Here is a 14,625-nt window from a genome sequence, read left to right as displayed (position 1 = left end):
CAATTTTGCGGGCGTTGGGAAAGCAGTGGCGCCGGTCAGCGCTTCTGCCAGAACTCGAAATCAAAACTGATGCGATAGGCGCGCGTTGCAGCATCACGTCCATCGGCGTTGATGCTGACGATGTAGCCCTTCGGTTCGAGCGCGGTTCGCAGGGCGCTGGCTGCCGTGTCTGCCTCGTCTGCCTTCGCAGCCCAGACATCGATCTGCACGCGAAACCAATCCAGCGTGGCCGAGCCTTTGAGCTGGTTCTGAGGCAGGCCTGAGATCAGCTGCCAAGTCGCGTAGACCTGGTTGGCGTTGCTGCCCTCGTCGGCTTCACCGAACGGGAAGAAGCGCATCGGGTCATCGCCAAGGATCGCTTGCACACCTGCATCACCCTGGACCATCGGGTAAAGGTTGGGCCTCATCACTTCCTCATCTTTGCAACCACGCGCTTGATGCCGGATGCCAGCGAATCTTTAAAGTCGAGCACCGCCGCTTCCTTCTCGGATTCAAACGCAGGACGAAGGAACGGCTGTGCCTGTTGAGTGGCGGTGCCGAACTCCACCCAGCGCCAGTAATACGCATCGTTGCTGCGGCGATAGTCGATCTTGCCGTTGGCTCTGCGCGTGGCGCGTTCCTTCGCCTGCTTCGACCAACGCTTCTTGCGCACGGTGATGATGTAACGCTCGCTTGCGCCGTTGGCTCGTGGGTTCTTGTCCCGCACGGCGATGATGTTCTTCGCGAGGACACCGGTGTCGTGAGGTGCGCGCTGGCGTGCTTGCTCTCGAATTCGCTTCGTCGCCTTGAACAACGCGGTGCGCACCAATCCGCCGTTCTTGCTCACCAGCTCACGCGGCAGCTGCTCGAGGTTCTTCAACAGCTGGTCGAGCCCCTGAACCTTGATCGTGCTACTCGCCATCGTTGAGCCCCTGCGAGCAGTGCAGCGTCACCCACTCAAGCCCGCTGCGATCATCGGGCAGTGGCTCGGCTTCGATCGCGAAGATCATGTCGTCGCGTAATCGGCGCACGCGCATCTTGCGATCGATGTCGGTGCGGTACCGGATCGTGATCACGTATGTCGCCTGGCTTTGCAACGCCTGCGCGGCGAGCAGGCCCGTGACGGACATCGGTTTCACCTCGGCCCAGAGTTCGGGAATCACGGGCGTCCACGTCACGACTTTCTCGTTGCTCGGGCCACGGCTCACGATCTGCGCTTCGATCGCGATGCGCTGATTGAGTCTGCCTGCGGAGAGCATCAGGCCACCGTCGGCTTGCGCAGCGGGTACAGCAACGCGGTCACGGCCCAAGGTAGATAGCCCTGCGGCCAGTCCTTCGACTCCGTGCCGTCGGGGTCACGAGCCATCATGCCCACGAGGACGAGCGTCGCGTTCTTCACCTCGGGTGGAATGGCATTCTGCGCGTAACCTTCCGGCTTCTTGAGATAGTTGAGCACCGCGGCTGATGCGCCTTCGATCATCAGCGTGACGTTCGGATCGTTCTCGGCGATGTCGAGTTTCAAGCGCGCCTTCGCCTGGGCGACGGTCACGAGCATCATTCGTTTTCTCCGGGCTTCGGTTCGTTCGCTGGCCGCAAATTTGTGTTCAGTGCTTTGGCAAACGGCTTGTCGCCATCGCGCTCGGCCAGCGCCGCCAGTGCGTAGTTCTGCTGCTGCAAGTAGGGCGATTCGCCACCCTTCACCGGCTTTAGGTTGAGCCGCTTGCGCGCCTCGTTCGGGGACTTGATGCCGGCGCCGACTGCGGCAGCTTCGGCAGTGATCAGCGTCGAGGTATCCATGCGTAGCAGGCTGTCGAGCTCCAGCTCAGTGCCGTAGTTCACTGGCAGACCCAACCCTTCGTCCTGACACGCTTCCCAATGTTCGATCAGGGTTTGCAGGCAGGTGGAGTAGTACTCCTGCGCCAGCGCTTCGATGTTGTTGTAACTCGGTGGTGGCGCGGCGCCGATCTTGTAGGCCGGCACATGGAAGGTTGAGCACACGTTCTCGGCAGTCCACTTCAGTTGCTCGATGACCTGTGCATCAACGGCAGTCATGCGCATCGGCTCGAACTTCAAGCCATCACCGAGAACTGCGATCTTGCCGGCGTTCTCGCCGCCGTAGTTCACGGACCAGTTGTCGCGGATCTCGTTCGCTGTCTGATCGCTGATGGCACCGGGCGCGATCAGCACGCCGCCGGGGTTGGCCCCGTTGGCGAAGAAGCGATTCGCGTCACGCTGCATCTGCAAGCCTTGGCCTGCGGCAAGGCCCGCAGCGAACAGCGGAGAAACGCCCACGAGCGGGTGAAACAGGCAGTTCATGCGGTCGTGAATGATCTCGCTGGCCGGCACGATCAGCGCCGTATCGCGCACGCCGTTGAGCACGTCCTGGCCGAGCTGGTAGTAGATCGATCCGTCGCTGGAAATCAGCGGCGTGACGCGCATCGGGTCGAGCAGGTACTCGGCGACCACCACGCGCCGGCTGTCGCGCTGTTTCAGAACGTAGGCGTTCCCATAGACCAGCTTCGACATGATCCACCACTCGATGAACTGGATGCGGTTCTGAAAGTGGTTGGGCTTGCGCAGCACCGGCGAATACGCCGCGCTCGTGGTCTCGGTCCAGATGCCATCGGCGTCGATCTGCATCAGCATCGGACGAAGCTTGCCGATGTCGCTGGCGATCAGCGTCATGCACGAATACACCGCAGAGTGGGCCAGCGCCGTTTCGACGCTGACCTCCTCGTTGCGCTGCCACGCACCGGCGTAGGGTTCGCGAATCCACGGCAGCACGTTGCGACCGCCGACAGGCGCGAGCGTGCCGGCTTTCGTCACGGTGACGGTGGGGGCAATGCGCTGGCTGAGCTTCATGCTTTGCGGGCCTTCTTGGGCTTGGCCGGCTCGGGTTCGTCGTCGACCACGACTTCCAGTGGCGTAATCGCAGGCGCGTCATCGGCGAGATTCACGGCTTTGAACAGCCGAGCATCTTTCTCCGATGCGCTGTAACGCTGACCGACCGCGATGGGTCGGTCAGCGTAGCGATGCGGTTTGCGGGCGATGAGATCGACCTTCATGGCTTAGGGCGTCTCGGGTTCGGCCGGCTCACCCCAGGCCACGTTGTCTAGCACCACGACAGCGGCCGCGCGACGCTTCGACCAGTTGATCCAGCGCTCGGCGCGGATCGCCACCTGGTTCGTCTGGAACATGCTGACGAGCTCGGCTGCGCCAGCGACCGGGCTGCTGTCCATCTGCAGCGAGGCTTCGCGGCTCGCGTCGATCACGACCTGGCCATCGTCCGCCAGCCAGATGTCGGATGCATTGGCGAGGATCACCATGTCGTCCGGCACGTACTCGGACGTGATGATCGGCAAGCCCTGCAACGTGCCGCCCGTCATCGTGACGCTGGCGAACTCAGGCTGGCCGAGGGCGTTGTGCATCATGGAGAGGGCCAGCGCGCGGGTCGGCGACATGATCCAGACGCCGGCGGTGGGCGTGATCTTGGCGGCGATGAAGGCCGCGAAAGCCGCTCGGATATCGGCGCGCACGGCGTCGGCATCGTTGCCCGATGACTCGATCGGCGCCACACCATAGGTGATCGATGCCGGCGAGACATTTGCCGCCGCAGCCTTGGCCGGATCGATGAAGTCGGTATCGATGCGCGAGATCAGCGCCTCGGCGAGCGCGCTGCGCACCAGTTGTTCGGCGTTCGGATTCGAGAAGCGGACGAGGTCTTCGGTCAGCACGCAGATGTTCGCGACCTTCGCCCAGCCCAGGTAGGTATCGTTGAAGTCGAACTTGGTCAGGGGCTTGGGCTTGCCTTCACCGACCCAGTAGCCGGCACCACCCGAGGTCTGGCCCCGGATATGGATGTTGAAAGGCACGAGGCGAAGTGCCGGAATGCCACCCTGACCGAAGCGGCCGATGATTGTCTGCGGTCGCAGGAACTCCACGAAGTCGCCGGCGAAGTCGTTGTACTCGACCAGCGGCTTCGCCCAGGTCGCATCGGTCGTGGTGCCAGCAGCGACGGCCGCCTTGAGCACGGTATGCAGCTGCGGCGAATCGGCGAAGCGGGACTTCGCGATCTCGTGAGCCTGCATCAGGTTGCCTTTCGCGGAAGCCAGGCACATGACGTAGCGAGCGAACTCGATGCCCTTCTCGATGACGGGCTTGACCTGAGTGGTGTTCGGCCCCTTGATGCCGGTGATCGGAACGGCCTTGCTGATGTTGATCTTCTCGAGTTCGCGCAGACGCTCGAGGTGATCATCGATCGCTTTCACTTCGCCGGTGAGGGCGTCGTACTCCTTGGTCTGCTCGGCATCCAGCGACTTGTCGCCGGCTGCCTCCATGATCGCGGTCATGCGCACGCCTTTGGTGACGCGCTCGTCTTCGAACTGCTGAATTTTCTGTTGAATGTTCACGTTGCCCTCCTGGGGCGTCTTGATGGTCACAACGGGCGCCGGGGATGCGGCAGTGAGACGAACGACGACGGTCGCGGGCGGAGCACGCTGCTGAGTCGCGATCGACTTGATGGTTTGAATGGAGGCCTCGGCGTTGTCGGGAATCGCAACGCACGACAGTTCGAGCCAGAGCCATTTCAGATAGCGGGTGCCGAAGGTGCCTTCGATGCGTGCGGCTTCTTTCGGCTTGAAGCCCACGGAGAATCCGCGCACGAGGCCGGCCTTGATCGACTGCCAGGCCTCGTCGAGCCGATCCTTCAGCGTGCCGGCCTCGTCGACTTTCGCAATGCGGGCCTTCACTTCGATGCCGGCCGCGGTCACCTTGGCGGCGAAGACCTGTCCGACTGGAAACTTGTGCTCCCAGAACAGCGCGATCGGCAGCTTGAACTCGGCGCCCTTCGGTTCGACGACATCGCCGCTGCGATCAGGCGTCGGCGTTGATGCGATGCCCGTGATCTCGCGCGACTCTTCGTCCACGCTCTTGATCGTGAGCAGACTGTAGGCTCTTTGCATCGATACCCCTTAACGACGAAACCCCGCCGAAGCGGGGTCTCTTTGGTTCGTGCCGGCCGGTCGCCCGCCAGCGAAAAACATCTGGAACTTCCGCTTCTGCGCCGGCGGGTTCAGCGCGATCAGCGACACCGCGTTGAACAGCGCCATCAGCGGATCGATCTTGGCGGTGCCGCTCGCTTGCTTCGTGACCACTGTCGAGTTCGCGCGCTGTTCGATCTTCGCGTTGCCTGCACACCAGGCCATCAACGCTTGTCCGCAATGGAGCAATCGGCCCTCAGCCAATGCTCGCTCGGTGGTCTTGATCGCGCCGCCGAGCCGCCAGCCCTGCGAGACACCAACGATCTTGTCTTGCGGAACTGCGGCTGCAACCAGCGCATCGATGATCGCGCCGATGCCGGCCGGGTCCATGCCGATCTTGTCGAGCAGTTCGCGTGCGTGGATGCCGGCGACGATCTCTGCAAGATCCTCGATGTCCTCGCCGAGTTGCTTGACCAGCGTCAGGTCGCCGGCCTTCTCGAAATCGCGAAAGCGCGGTGCCTCTGCCTTGCGACGCTCCAGAACGCTCGGATGCGCCCAGGCATGGCACCAGGCCAGCCATTCGCGTGTCTCGCGATCGCGGCCCACAACAGCGAGCCCGAGAAGGTCATCAAGGCCGCCGCCATCAACGCCCACGTCGACCACCTCGCAGCGCTCCAGCAGCGATTCGAGCGTGAGCATTTGCCGCGCCTGCTGCCCCCAGAACTCAGCGCCCGGCCAGCCGTCGGACTTGAGCGCCAAGCCGATCTCGACGTTGCCGTGCTTCGCCATGAAGCCGATGAACGATTCGTCGCCGGATTCGCGCGCCTTCCGGTACTCGCGCATCAGGAACTCGCGATCGACGGAGTACCCGAGGTTCGGGTTCACCAGCGCCAGGTTCTCGGCGAGCAGGTGCTCCTTGCGCTCCACCATCTCCGTCGGGTGCTCGAAGATGATCGGCACGAACCGTGGATCGTGAATCGTCCCGTCGCGCACGCCGCGCGCGTACTGCAGCTTCTGCTTGAACACGCCGGCGGGTGCGTCGTCGCTCTGCGTGGTCAGGTAGATCACGAAGCCTTCTGGCCGCGATGCCAAGCCGCCGACCGCCTCGCGCAGCATGTTCTCCGCATTGGCCTGCTTGCCGAAGAGCCAAAGCTCGTCGACCAGCGTGCCCACCGACTTCTTGCCGCCGACCGTGTTCGAGTCGGCAGCTACGACTTTGAGCGTCGCGTTGCTCTCGCGATGCGTGATCGTCTTGGTGTGCCCTTGTACGTGCATCAGCGCGTCAAGGTCGTCATCCCGCTGCACCATGTCTCGCGCGGGCGTGAAGCTGTTGCCGGCGACTTCGATCGTCGGCGCGAGGATCGCGAACTCCCCCGACTGCCGCCAGTTCAAGATCAGGGCCGTCATCATGATGCCGGCGGCGATCGTCGACTTGCTGTTCTTCTTCGGCAGGCAGATGAACCACTCGGTGATCAGCCGTCGACCGCTCTCCGCGTCGTAGCTGCCGAAGATGCTCGCGACCAACTCGAACACCCAAGGTGCGCAGGCCTCGCCGAACGTGGGGCTACCCGGCGCATCGACGATTCGCAGTTGCTTGAATATCTCCAGCGCCTTCTCTGCCTCGTCGGGAAAGATCGGAGGCGGGATGATCGATTCACCCGCGCGCAGTCTATCCGCCCAATCAGGGCAAGCGGTTGTCCAATCCATCGATTACTTCGTGTTGTCGCGCACCAGGCGCGGCGGTGTGCTGGCTTGGAATCGCGTGGCGGCTACTTCCTTCGAAGCGCGCTGTTTCGCTTCCTTCTTGCCCATATCCGAAACCTTGGGATGGCGGTATTGAGCCGCTGCAATTGCGGCCTTCACCCGCAGTGCATCGTCGGCTTTCGTGTCGCGCATCACGCTCTCAAGGAACGCCAGCGGCGTGTCGGCGGCAACTTCACCGAGAACCGGCTCGGCTTTGGGCTTCGGCTTGCGACCAGCGCCAGGACGCGCGCCGCCGCGGCCCTTCTTCTGGTCGGCCATTTTGAATCTCGTTTGAAAAGGTCAAAAAATCTCTGCGTGAGAGGAAGTGCGATTTCCAAGGCATCGTCCTCAGAACTTTTTTACCTCCCCCGGTGGCGGAGAGAGAGGAATCCGAACCTCGGCGGATTTTGAGTCCGCTGCGTCCGCTGCGTCCGCTGGGCCCGTTAGAGGAGATTTAAAGTCTCTTCTGTCTACCGGTCCGATGATGGACTGGACCGACAGGCATTGCCGAATGTGGCAGAGAGGAGGGGATTCAAACTCCTAAACCCTTGTGGCGCTCCTGTGGGTATCCGAACCCGGATTTAAGCCTTGGCGTCCTCTCGCGTCTTGGCGAGGTGGCAGCCTTCGGTGCCGTTGCACAGCACTTGGCAGTTCTCGTCGGTGTCCTCACCGCCTTGGTGTAGCGGAACGCGGTGGTCGAGCTCGTAGCCGTGCGGGTGGATCGTCAGCCGACCACACCTCGCGCAGTTCGGGTCACGCTGCCAGATACGCTTGCGGCGCTCCTGCAGCCTTCTGCCGCTGATCCGAACGTCTGCCGTCGTCACCGTCTTCAAGCGGCTTGTGGTCGCAGGCTGAAGGCGCGACGGCAGGGTTCGGAGTTTCATCCTCGGGTCAGCATGCCGAACTGAGGCGGCCGAGTCATCGCGGCGATGGCACGCTCACGCTCTTCACGGAAGAAGCGCACGTCATCCGCAATGTTCTCGAGCAATTCGTTCTGCCGCTTCGTCTGCTCAGCGATCTGCTTGAGCAACTGCTTCACGTCATCATCCATATCGGTTCCTTGGTAGTTGAAGAAGGCCCGTCTCGTGGGCAAGACGGCGATTTCAGACACGGAAGGAAAAACCGTAGGAGAGCCGTATCCAATCGCTGCCGCTGTTACTCGCCACCTGCGGCTGGGCGCTCACCAAAAATTGGTAGCGGGGGCAGGATTCGAACCTGCCAACAAAAAGCCCGCTCAATGGCGGGTTTGGTGAAAGGCTTTAGGTGAGGCTTGTCCGCATCAGATGCGGAAACATTGCCGACTCTATGCACGGAGGCAGAGGCGAATCCGCAAAACCCAATTTTCGGCTTTGCCATGAAATCAGCCATTTGCCATTTCAAATGGCGTTTGGCTATGCGGTCAGTTTGCAGACCCACGGTACTTCACCGTGACCTGGCATTTCGCTAGGAAAACGCCAAGCGAAAACCCTGCGCCGCAAACGAAAAAACCCAGCCGGTTAGGGCTGGGTTTTTCTTTCAGGCACAGTTCGTCCGAGGCGGATTATGGGGTGCTTGCATGCAAAATCGCAAGAGAGTGCGTCTATCCGGTGCGTCCCAGATGCGATGGGTCGTTGACCCCTTGGAGGTTCAGCGCGCGGCTCCCGATCATCCACTTGCTGTCGTCGATGATGTTGCCCGCGTGGTTGCGGTCGACCCCGAGCATCGATGCGATCTGCTGGATCTTCCGCCTTTCGACGTAGAACAGCTTCACCGCGCGCCGGTGCTCACCCGGCAGTTCACTGACCCAGCGCTCCACTGTGAGCGTCGTCTTCGCACGCTCGGCGATCTTCTCCATCGCATCCAGCAGTGGATCGCCGAATGCATCGTGTGTGGCCGTGCTCCTCGCCAGCCCGTCGCGCATTTCCTTCGCGCGCTCCAATGTGCGATCAGGCCGCGCGCCGATCCGCTCAAAATCGATCTCGCGATGCTCAGCCCAGTTCTCCAGCATCAACTCACCGTAGGCCACGGTGCGGGTCCGCATGTCGTATGGGGTGTCGTTGGGTGCTGCCTTCACGCCTTCACTCCGAAGAGTGAGCGGATACTTCCGGTCAGTAGTGCGACCTGTTGTTCGCGTTTGCTCCAAGTGTCGTCGGTGACTGGGTCGAGGATTGTGCGCAAGGCAGCCTCTGACCTCTCAAGGAGATCATCGGCGAGCTCGCTTCGTTCGGCGGCGTCAGGGATAACTCGCTCCATAAGTAGCTTGATAGCCATGCCCAAGGAAAATATGTGAATCGCGACCTTCTCGCTTTCCAGCAGGTCAGGCAGGGGTCTTTCGTCACTCATCATCGGCTCCTATGCAGCTTTCGGTTTCACGCGGTCATGGGTTGGGGAAGGGTTCCGCAAGGGTTTCGGATTCGCCGCCCGCGGTGAGGCACTGCTTTCAGCAGCAGAAGCAACGTCAACAGCCACAGCAGAAGCATCTGCGTTCGCAGGCGCACCTGGTATATCTATAGAGGTATACAGATTCTGTATCTGAGGATTTGGCAAAAACGGCGAAACAGATACAGTTTCTGTAGCTGAAGGCTGATCACAGATACAGTTTCTGTAGCTGTCAGATACAGTTTCTGTATCACCGTGCTCCAGTTTCTGTATCACGGATTTTTTCTTGCTCTTCCTTTCGTTGAGCCCAAGCAACTCGACTTTTTTGGGGAACTTGTCGGGCTCTGGGTTCTTTCCAAGCTTCCAGTATCCGAGCGCCACCTGCGATGCTTTGACATCAAGCTTGCCGTTGCAGTCATCAATGGCAAGAAAGGTGAGTGCGTAGAGAACCGGGCTTTTTCGGGTTGCCCATGTCGTACGCACGATCCAGCCGCGATCCTCGAGCTCGTCACGTGCAGCTGCGAGCGTCATGGGTGATTTCCAGCCGCGTGGCTGCATGATCGTCATAGCAACGCTGAGGTCGCCGTTGTTCTTACCGTTGTAGCGGTGGTGCATGTCGTGAAGCAGCTTGACCGCGCTGCCACTGAGGCCCAGATAGTTCGTGTGCTCTGCGCAGGCGTGAGGAAAGGCGGCAAAGCTGCCGCCCTCCCTTCGTCCTTTCAGCTTGGCTCGCAACTTCGCCACTCAGTGCTGATCCTCGTTCTGAGCGTCACGGTTGCCGATGAACGTTGCGAGCACCGAGTTCGCCTTTGCCTTTGCAAGCGCCTCTGCAGCGGCCGTGATACCAAGCCGATATTCCGGCTGCACCTCGGCCGCTTCGAGCGCGTCTGCGAAGCGTTGGCGAGCTGCTTCGAGGTCGGCTTGTGGAGTTTTAGGACTAAGCATTGCCTGCCTCCCGCTCCGCTGCTGCGGTCAGTACGTCCGCCACGGTCTGCAAGATGATGAAGGCGCCATGGGCCTCGTCTTCAGTGAAGCTCGCTCGTTCCGCCTCGCAAAAAGCAGAGCCCATGAAGCGAACGACTGACGCGCACTTTTCTGCGGTGTCTTTCAGGGTGTCGCCGGCCATCCAACTGACATCGATCTGAGGTTTCATTTCGCAATACCCTTCAATGCAGCTCGCGCCGCTTCGTATTCAAGTGCGTCGCGAACCATAATGAAGATCCAGCGGGCCCCATCTCCTATCGTCTGCCGGTTGGCCGCCATGTCGTCGGCGATATCGGGGTTTGTCACCGCTTCTTCGAGGAAACACAGTACGTGCGAGCAAGCAGTGAGCGTGTCCGGAGCGTAGTCGTTAACAAGGACATTGGTGGGGCGTTCGGGGGCAGCTTTGGTGGGGGCTTTGGTGATCATGCTGCGCGCTCCAGTGATTGAACTCGCGCCTTCTCGTACTCGAGTGCATCGGTGATCGTCGACATGAGCCTGGACACTGCGTCGGCATCATCTGCGCTGAAGGTGAGGCCGCTCGGGACGTTGGCGAAAGCACCAGAGAGGAAGTTGGTGAGCTTGGCGCAGTTGAGTAACGTCTCAGACGGAAGGTCGTCGGACACAAACCAGCGAAGGGCCGGCATCGGTGGCACGGCGGGTTTCGACTTGGTGCTCATGCCTTCACCTCGATGGAATCGACGACCGCCTTGGCCATCTCAAGCAGGAATAGCGACGCGAATGCCGTTTGCCTGAGATCGCATGCCATGCCCGCGCGAACGTCGTCATCCGAAAGGCTGCCGATGCCTTTGCAGAGCGAGAGAGCGACGTCCATAAAGCACGACGCTGCTTCCAGGGCATCAGAGGCCGGAACGCCAGGGCGAACCGTAAATAGCTTGGTTTCCTCGGGGTTGACCTGATGGAAGGCAAAGCAGGTGGTTGCGGCGGACTTAGCCATTGCGCACCTCCGCGGCCAGGCGCTCGAACTCATCCGCTTCGTTCGCGGCCATCTGCAGATTCGCGGCGAGTTGTCGAGCCTGAGGAGGCGTCAGGTTCGGGATGCGGAAACTCAGCCCGAAGGTGGGAATCGACGCGTCGAAGGCGACGAACGCATGCGGTGTGGGGTTGTGAACAGAGCCGCGATCAGCCCAGTAGGCGCGAGCGTCGAGCTGGCAACGGTTTTCGTTCAGTCGCTGGGTGAGGCTGAAACTTGCGCCGCCAGTCCACTCGGTCGGGTTGAAGTTGAGGAAGTGCTCGGGCGCTTTGCAGAGGGGAAGGGCAATGCTATCGTTGGGCATCGGTGTTACTCCATTGGAAGTACATCGGACGCCCCGCCGCTCGCATCGCCGCCAAGCACACGCGATCGGTGGGGTTCTTTGTTTTCGCCGGCCTGACGCCAAGCGAATGCAGCGTTGACGATCACCAGCAGCATCAAGCCGGTAAGGCTCAAAGCCTGGATCGCGCTGGCGAGCATCACGCCCTCCAGCAGCACCGCGAAGGCCCAGGCCTTGATCCGCGAACGGCACCAGCCTTCCGCCCACTCGGCGAGTGACGGCGCGCTGTAGATCAGCGAAGCCCCTACCAAGGCCCAGAGAAGGGGCTTCTCGGCGGTGATCTCGACGTGGGCCAGCACGTAGGCTGCGACGGGCAGGAAGCCCGCTGCGATGGCCGCGAGCGAACGGTGAGCTGCACGCTGCCAAGTCGATGCGGTGCGAGACGCAATGAAGCTCCGGCGCTTACCCGTGCCCGGCCCACGCTGCGCCGGCTTGCGCATGGGCGTGTCGATGGCGCTCAAGCGGCCACCTTCCTGGCCTTGCGGGCCTCTGCTTCCTTGCGAGTCAAGTAGTCCTCGATCGCGCGATGCGTGATCCGGCGGGACTTGCCGCTTTTGAACGATTCCAGTTCGCCGTCGCGGATCAGCTTGAACACCTTGCTGACGCAACTGCCGATTAAGTCTCCTGCTTCCGCAGGCGTGTAAGCCAGCTTTGGCCGTTCTGGGGTGTTGCCGTGTTTCATCGATGTCTGTCGCCTCCCTCTGAGTTCCTGTGGGTGTAACTAGCGATGTCGAGTCGCTACCATTCAAAAATATGTCGAGTCGACACTACTGTCAACTCGACATCATCACAGCTAATCTGGGGCCGATATGAGCGACTATCCGAGCGATCAACAAGATAAATTCATGCTTCGCCTGCCTGCAGGTATGAGGGCGCAGTTGCGTGATATGGCGAGAGTGCAGGGACGATCTATGAATGCCGAGATCGTCCTGCGGCTAGAGCAGTCGCTTGGTGGGGGCATGCCTGCCGAACTTGATGAACAGTTCAATGCCCAACTTGATGCTCAGCGGAGGGAATTGGCCAACTTGGAAAGATTGATTGAGGCCAAAGAAAACCAAATCGATGCGTTGACGCTTGCGCTGAACGCTGTATCAAGCGCGCACCAGGATCTGCGTAAATTTTCAGATCACTACGCGCCGCTCCTTGATTACATTCTTGACAAGTCCTCTAAGGCGAGAGTTGGGTTTGAGGGGGTCCGAGAGCAATATCTCGAGTCACGCAAACAAGTCGTGAAATCTTCGGAAGAGGCGCAGAAAGTTTCCGCAGACTTGCAAGTTGCTGCGTCAAAAATGATGGATGCCATTGAGGCAAGGATCGCGCGCTACAAGTCTGGGCTTAGCAGTTCAGCACCCGGTACTGATCGCAAGAACGAGTGACTGTTAATCATTTGGTCTGGTGCGGCGTCCCCGGCGGGCCTGAAACCTGCGACCTCACGCGAGGCAAAGAGCAGATGATTAAAAGTCAACTGCTCGACCGGTCGCGGTTGACCCGCAGCCTTGCACTCGGCAGAGCGTGCAAAGGTGTGGGGGTATCTTTGGGGGTATGTTGGCCGTTTTTAGGTGAATTTACCTCGAAAGTATTAAGCCCTCCCTAGCACACCTGATCAGTTTGTAGAAGTGCATCATAGAGTTTCATGAGTTGGCTAAGCCCCGGTAAATCCGGGGCTTTTTTGTTGCCACAGCGTTATCGAGTGCCATGATGTGCCTGCAGCTTCGCCGTAATGGGGGCGTCGATCCTGCGACTCTAGGCTTGAGCTCTTTCGGGGCGTACAGATGGCGGAAGCTATCTGGACGCGTCGGGAGCAACGCGGGAACTCGCCGCGCTGCCCTTTGTGGGGTTCACCGTATGGGGCGCTGCGCTTTCTCGATGAACATCGCGATCTGCTTTTCGAACTCGTCCTTGCTGACGAAGGCATCGGCGCCTGCGGCGGCCGCATGCTCGCGACGCTCGACGTCATCGTGGTAGCTGGCGATGACGATCAGGGGTGGCTGATGTTGAGCCTTGATCAGGCGGGTGGCTTGCAACCCTCCCATGCCAGGCATGCCGAGATCCATGATGACGAGATCGGGGCAGAGTTCTTCCGCCAAGCGGACTCCATTGAACCCGTCGTATGCCCAGCCGATCACTTCGACGTCATCCAACGATGACAGCAGTCGCAATGCGAGAGCCAGAAACGTCTGATTGTCATCGACCAACAGGATCTGCAGCGGCTTCATCGTCTATTCCCTGAGACTACGGGGCCCTGCACTTCCATGGTGCAAGGTGGCAAAGCGGCGCTCGCTTCGAGGACAAGTGGCGCAGCCAAGTATTGGCCGGGGATCCTGTTGCAACCTGCCAGGGACGGGGATTCCAAGCTCGGCGATACGGCAGCATGCCGCTGGCGAATTTACGCGCCAAGGTAAAAAGTGCTGAGTGAGCGCGGGAATTCGACCAGCGGCCGTATTGCGTGCGATCAACGGTCCGACATTTTCGCTTTCCCCGGCTGTGGCCCGGACGGAGAATCGGGGCGCAGGTAGCCGGTGGCATGCGCCTGGGCCGAGTGGCGGACAAAAAGAAGCCCCCAAAAGGGGGCCAAAGTGCGAGAAGGGCGCGTAGCCCTTCTGGAGGAGACTGGCTATGCCTCGGAGCCGGAGCTCAACGAGCCATGTTGCGGTGCAGTATATAGAAACTTACTGAAAGGTAAATAGGGCCGTCGAGCGCCTTGACGCGAAGGCGGTGCAACGCCCATCGCAGCATTGCGGGTAAGGCGGCCTGCTTACCGATCTTCCCAGCTGTCATCGACTTCCGCCTGCTGTGTCTCGGCATAGGCCAGGCAGCCCTCCACGAACGAGGACGATTCGTTGTCGCAATCGACGGGGTCGTCGACGCGCATCTGTTCTGCCCAGTTGTATCCGGCTTCCTGCTCGAAACAGCCTGCTGTGCAAGGGCTGTCCTCCGGCGGTTCCTTGTTTTTTGGAACGAGGACCGCGGTGCTTCGAGTTTCGCCGCTCGAGATTGACTGCGCCGGTTCGGGGGCTGCGGCGTTTGGGGCGGCAGCCGTTAGCGGTCTGGCTACCGCATGGGCAGTGGGAACCTCGTGACGAGACGCCCAGTGAACCAGCAGCGCCAGGGTCGCGGCTCCACCTGCCAATTTCAAACTCGTGCGCATCTCGCTCGCCCACGGCATCCGTATCAACGCGACAGCCTAGCGCGGCTGTTTGCCATTTTGATTAAACCGGCGGGCCCGGTTTCCGAAGCAGGTGCGAATCGTT

24 protein-coding genes are annotated in these 14,625 nt (G+C 60.7%); 1 reads left to right on the top strand and 23 read right to left on the bottom strand.

The features are described from left to right. Nucleotides 1–35: 35 nt before the first annotated feature. The 21 genes from gp17 to WQQ_RS23440 form a co-directional block, all read right to left on the bottom strand. The gene (gene gp17 / locus WQQ_RS00685; RefSeq protein WP_040452796.1) at nucleotides 36–407 is read right to left on the bottom strand and encodes a tail completion protein gp17; all 372 of its coding nucleotides are present in this window, start codon (nucleotides 405–407) and stop codon (nucleotides 36–38) included. Beyond that, nucleotides 407–901: an HK97-gp10 family putative phage morphogenesis protein gene (locus WQQ_RS00680; RefSeq protein ID WP_007183286.1), complete on the bottom strand. Its 495-nt coding sequence runs from the start codon at nucleotides 899–901 to the stop codon at nucleotides 407–409. Before WQQ_RS00680 ends, gp17 begins: the two co-directional genes overlap by 1 nt. Next, on the bottom strand, nucleotides 891–1,238 hold the full coding sequence (locus WQQ_RS00675; protein WP_007183285.1) for a phage head closure protein: 348 nt from the start codon (nucleotides 1,236–1,238) through the stop codon (nucleotides 891–893). Before WQQ_RS00675 ends, WQQ_RS00680 begins: the two co-directional genes overlap by 11 nt. Then, nucleotides 1,238–1,537, bottom strand: a complete 300-nt coding sequence (locus tag WQQ_RS00670; RefSeq protein ID WP_007183284.1) for a head-tail connector protein — start codon at nucleotides 1,535–1,537, stop codon at nucleotides 1,238–1,240. The genes WQQ_RS00675 and WQQ_RS00670 overlap by 1 nt, the downstream gene beginning before the upstream one ends. Continuing rightward, nucleotides 1,534–2,841 carry a phage portal protein gene (locus WQQ_RS00665; protein WP_007183283.1) on the bottom strand — a complete coding sequence of 436 codons (1,308 nt, stop codon included), beginning with the start codon at nucleotides 2,839–2,841 and terminating at the stop codon, nucleotides 1,534–1,536. The genes WQQ_RS00670 and WQQ_RS00665 overlap by 4 nt, the downstream gene beginning before the upstream one ends. Then, nucleotides 2,838–3,044 carry a hypothetical protein gene (locus WQQ_RS00660; protein WP_007183282.1) on the bottom strand — a complete coding sequence of 69 codons (207 nt, stop codon included), beginning with the start codon at nucleotides 3,042–3,044 and terminating at the stop codon, nucleotides 2,838–2,840. Before WQQ_RS00660 ends, WQQ_RS00665 begins: the two co-directional genes overlap by 4 nt. Nucleotides 3,045–3,047: 3 nt before the next feature. Beyond that, nucleotides 3,048–4,940 (bottom strand): phage major capsid protein, encoded by a 1,893-nt coding sequence (locus WQQ_RS00655; protein WP_007183281.1) that lies wholly within the window; start codon nucleotides 4,938–4,940, stop codon nucleotides 3,048–3,050. A gap of 9 nt (nucleotides 4,941–4,949) precedes the next feature. Continuing rightward, nucleotides 4,950–6,665: a terminase large subunit gene (locus WQQ_RS00650; protein ID WP_007183280.1), complete on the bottom strand. Its 1,716-nt coding sequence runs from the start codon at nucleotides 6,663–6,665 to the stop codon at nucleotides 4,950–4,952. Nucleotides 6,666–6,668: 3 nt separating this feature from the next. Next, the gene (locus WQQ_RS00645) at nucleotides 6,669–6,980 is read right to left on the bottom strand and encodes a hypothetical protein (RefSeq protein ID WP_007183279.1); all 312 of its coding nucleotides are present in this window, start codon (nucleotides 6,978–6,980) and stop codon (nucleotides 6,669–6,671) included. A 302-nt stretch (nucleotides 6,981–7,282) separates the two neighbouring features. Beyond that, nucleotides 7,283–7,585 carry an HNH endonuclease gene (locus WQQ_RS00640; protein WP_040452794.1) on the bottom strand — a complete coding sequence of 101 codons (303 nt, stop codon included), beginning with the start codon at nucleotides 7,583–7,585 and terminating at the stop codon, nucleotides 7,283–7,285. After that, a complete protein-coding gene (locus WQQ_RS24085) occupies nucleotides 7,582–7,752 on the bottom strand; it encodes a hypothetical protein (RefSeq protein ID WP_007183276.1) in 171 nt (56 codons plus the stop codon). The genes WQQ_RS00640 and WQQ_RS24085 overlap by 4 nt, the downstream gene beginning before the upstream one ends. Before the next feature lie 528 nt (nucleotides 7,753–8,280). Beyond that, a complete protein-coding gene (locus WQQ_RS00635; protein WP_007183275.1) occupies nucleotides 8,281–8,754 on the bottom strand; it encodes an RNA polymerase sigma factor in 474 nt (157 codons plus the stop codon). After that, a complete protein-coding gene (locus WQQ_RS00630) occupies nucleotides 8,751–9,023 on the bottom strand; it encodes a hypothetical protein (RefSeq protein ID WP_157534461.1) in 273 nt (90 codons plus the stop codon). The genes WQQ_RS00635 and WQQ_RS00630 overlap by 4 nt, the downstream gene beginning before the upstream one ends. A 9-nt stretch (nucleotides 9,024–9,032) precedes the next feature. Further along, the gene (locus WQQ_RS23445; protein WP_007183274.1) at nucleotides 9,033–9,803 is read right to left on the bottom strand and encodes a hypothetical protein; all 771 of its coding nucleotides are present in this window, start codon (nucleotides 9,801–9,803) and stop codon (nucleotides 9,033–9,035) included. Between the two features lie 193 nt (nucleotides 9,804–9,996). Further along, nucleotides 9,997–10,212: a hypothetical protein gene (locus WQQ_RS00620; protein WP_040452789.1), complete on the bottom strand. Its 216-nt coding sequence runs from the start codon at nucleotides 10,210–10,212 to the stop codon at nucleotides 9,997–9,999. After that, entirely contained in the window at nucleotides 10,209–10,469 is a 261-nt protein-coding gene (locus WQQ_RS00615; RefSeq protein WP_040452787.1) for a hypothetical protein, read from the bottom strand. The genes WQQ_RS00620 and WQQ_RS00615 overlap by 4 nt, the downstream gene beginning before the upstream one ends. Further along, the gene (locus WQQ_RS00610; protein WP_007183271.1) at nucleotides 10,466–10,720 is read right to left on the bottom strand and encodes a hypothetical protein; all 255 of its coding nucleotides are present in this window, start codon (nucleotides 10,718–10,720) and stop codon (nucleotides 10,466–10,468) included. Before WQQ_RS00610 ends, WQQ_RS00615 begins: the two co-directional genes overlap by 4 nt. After that, a complete protein-coding gene (locus WQQ_RS00605; protein ID WP_040452785.1) occupies nucleotides 10,717–10,998 on the bottom strand; it encodes a DUF3077 domain-containing protein in 282 nt (93 codons plus the stop codon). Before WQQ_RS00605 ends, WQQ_RS00610 begins: the two co-directional genes overlap by 4 nt. After that, entirely contained in the window at nucleotides 10,991–11,338 is a 348-nt protein-coding gene (locus WQQ_RS00600) for a hypothetical protein (RefSeq protein ID WP_007183269.1), read from the bottom strand. Before WQQ_RS00600 ends, WQQ_RS00605 begins: the two co-directional genes overlap by 8 nt. A gap of 5 nt (nucleotides 11,339–11,343) precedes the next feature. Beyond that, the gene (locus WQQ_RS00595) at nucleotides 11,344–11,835 is read right to left on the bottom strand and encodes a hypothetical protein (RefSeq protein ID WP_007183268.1); all 492 of its coding nucleotides are present in this window, start codon (nucleotides 11,833–11,835) and stop codon (nucleotides 11,344–11,346) included. Then, nucleotides 11,832–12,056 carry a helix-turn-helix domain-containing protein gene (locus WQQ_RS23440; RefSeq protein ID WP_007183267.1) on the bottom strand — a complete coding sequence of 75 codons (225 nt, stop codon included), beginning with the start codon at nucleotides 12,054–12,056 and terminating at the stop codon, nucleotides 11,832–11,834. The genes WQQ_RS00595 and WQQ_RS23440 overlap by 4 nt, the downstream gene beginning before the upstream one ends. Nucleotides 12,057–12,183: 127 nt before the next feature. Between WQQ_RS23440 and WQQ_RS25050 the strand changes: the two genes are divergently transcribed. Further along, complete coding sequence (locus WQQ_RS25050; protein ID WP_050997541.1) at nucleotides 12,184–12,750, top strand: Arc family DNA-binding protein; 567 nt, start codon at nucleotides 12,184–12,186, stop codon at nucleotides 12,748–12,750. Between the two features lie 462 nt (nucleotides 12,751–13,212). Here WQQ_RS25050 and WQQ_RS00585 read toward each other — a convergent pair whose 3' ends face one another. Together WQQ_RS00585 and WQQ_RS24080 are read right to left on the bottom strand one after the other, a co-directional pair. Beyond that, nucleotides 13,213–13,590, bottom strand: a complete 378-nt coding sequence (locus tag WQQ_RS00585; protein ID WP_007183266.1) for a response regulator — start codon at nucleotides 13,588–13,590, stop codon at nucleotides 13,213–13,215. 539 nt (nucleotides 13,591–14,129) lie between these two features. Next, nucleotides 14,130–14,522, bottom strand: a complete 393-nt coding sequence (locus WQQ_RS24080) for a hypothetical protein (protein WP_157534460.1) — start codon at nucleotides 14,520–14,522, stop codon at nucleotides 14,130–14,132. Nucleotides 14,523–14,625: the final 103 nt, after the last annotated feature.

This window comes from Hydrocarboniphaga effusa AP103 (assembly GCF_000271305.1).
Classification (GTDB): Bacteria; Pseudomonadota; Gammaproteobacteria; order Nevskiales; family Nevskiaceae; genus Hydrocarboniphaga; species Hydrocarboniphaga effusa.
The sequence above is the reverse complement of the archived record's forward strand: the minus strand, read 5'-3'. Positions and strand labels throughout refer to the sequence as shown.

Bases quoted from the DNA above. Each gene is read 5' to 3' on its own strand.
- WQQ_RS00615 (WP_040452787.1), bottom strand. From the start codon at position 10,469: ATGATCACCAAAGCCCCCACCAAAGCTGCCCCCGAACGCCCCACCAAT.
- WQQ_RS00605 (WP_040452785.1), bottom strand. From the start codon at position 10,998: ATGGCTAAGTCCGCCGCAACCACCTGCTTTGCCTTCCATCAGGTCAAC.
- WQQ_RS00655 (WP_007183281.1), bottom strand. From the start codon at position 4,940: ATGCAAAGAGCCTACAGTCTGCTCACGATCAAGAGCGTGGACGAAGAG.
- WQQ_RS00585 (WP_007183266.1), bottom strand. From the start codon at position 13,590: ATGAAGCCGCTGCAGATCCTGTTGGTCGATGACAATCAGACGTTTCTG.
- WQQ_RS00670 (WP_007183284.1), bottom strand. From the start codon at position 1,537: ATGATGCTCGTGACCGTCGCCCAGGCGAAGGCGCGCTTGAAACTCGAC.
- WQQ_RS00650 (WP_007183280.1), bottom strand. From the start codon at position 6,665: ATGGATTGGACAACCGCTTGCCCTGATTGGGCGGATAGACTGCGCGCG.
- WQQ_RS00640 (WP_040452794.1), bottom strand. From the start codon at position 7,585: ATGAAACTCCGAACCCTGCCGTCGCGCCTTCAGCCTGCGACCACAAGC.
- WQQ_RS24085 (WP_007183276.1), bottom strand. From the start codon at position 7,752: ATGGATGATGACGTGAAGCAGTTGCTCAAGCAGATCGCTGAGCAGACG.
- WQQ_RS00600 (WP_007183269.1), bottom strand. From the start codon at position 11,338: ATGCCCAACGATAGCATTGCCCTTCCCCTCTGCAAAGCGCCCGAGCAC.
- WQQ_RS25050 (WP_050997541.1), top strand. From the start codon at position 12,184: ATGAGCGACTATCCGAGCGATCAACAAGATAAATTCATGCTTCGCCTG.
- WQQ_RS00675 (WP_007183285.1), bottom strand. From the start codon at position 1,238: ATGCTCTCCGCAGGCAGACTCAATCAGCGCATCGCGATCGAAGCGCAG.
- WQQ_RS00630 (WP_157534461.1), bottom strand. From the start codon at position 9,023: ATGAGTGACGAAAGACCCCTGCCTGACCTGCTGGAAAGCGAGAAGGTC.
- WQQ_RS00665 (WP_007183283.1), bottom strand. From the start codon at position 2,841: ATGAAGCTCAGCCAGCGCATTGCCCCCACCGTCACCGTGACGAAAGCC.
- WQQ_RS00620 (WP_040452789.1), bottom strand. From the start codon at position 10,212: ATGAAACCTCAGATCGATGTCAGTTGGATGGCCGGCGACACCCTGAAA.
- WQQ_RS00660 (WP_007183282.1), bottom strand. From the start codon at position 3,044: ATGAAGGTCGATCTCATCGCCCGCAAACCGCATCGCTACGCTGACCGA.
- WQQ_RS23440 (WP_007183267.1), bottom strand. From the start codon at position 12,056: ATGAAACACGGCAACACCCCAGAACGGCCAAAGCTGGCTTACACGCCT.
- gp17 (WP_040452796.1), bottom strand. From the start codon at position 407: ATGAGGCCCAACCTTTACCCGATGGTCCAGGGTGATGCAGGTGTGCAA.
- WQQ_RS00680 (WP_007183286.1), bottom strand. From the start codon at position 901: ATGGCGAGTAGCACGATCAAGGTTCAGGGGCTCGACCAGCTGTTGAAG.
- WQQ_RS00645 (WP_007183279.1), bottom strand. From the start codon at position 6,980: ATGGCCGACCAGAAGAAGGGCCGCGGCGGCGCGCGTCCTGGCGCTGGT.
- WQQ_RS24080 (WP_157534460.1), bottom strand. From the start codon at position 14,522: ATGCGCACGAGTTTGAAATTGGCAGGTGGAGCCGCGACCCTGGCGCTG.
- WQQ_RS00610 (WP_007183271.1), bottom strand. From the start codon at position 10,720: ATGAGCACCAAGTCGAAACCCGCCGTGCCACCGATGCCGGCCCTTCGC.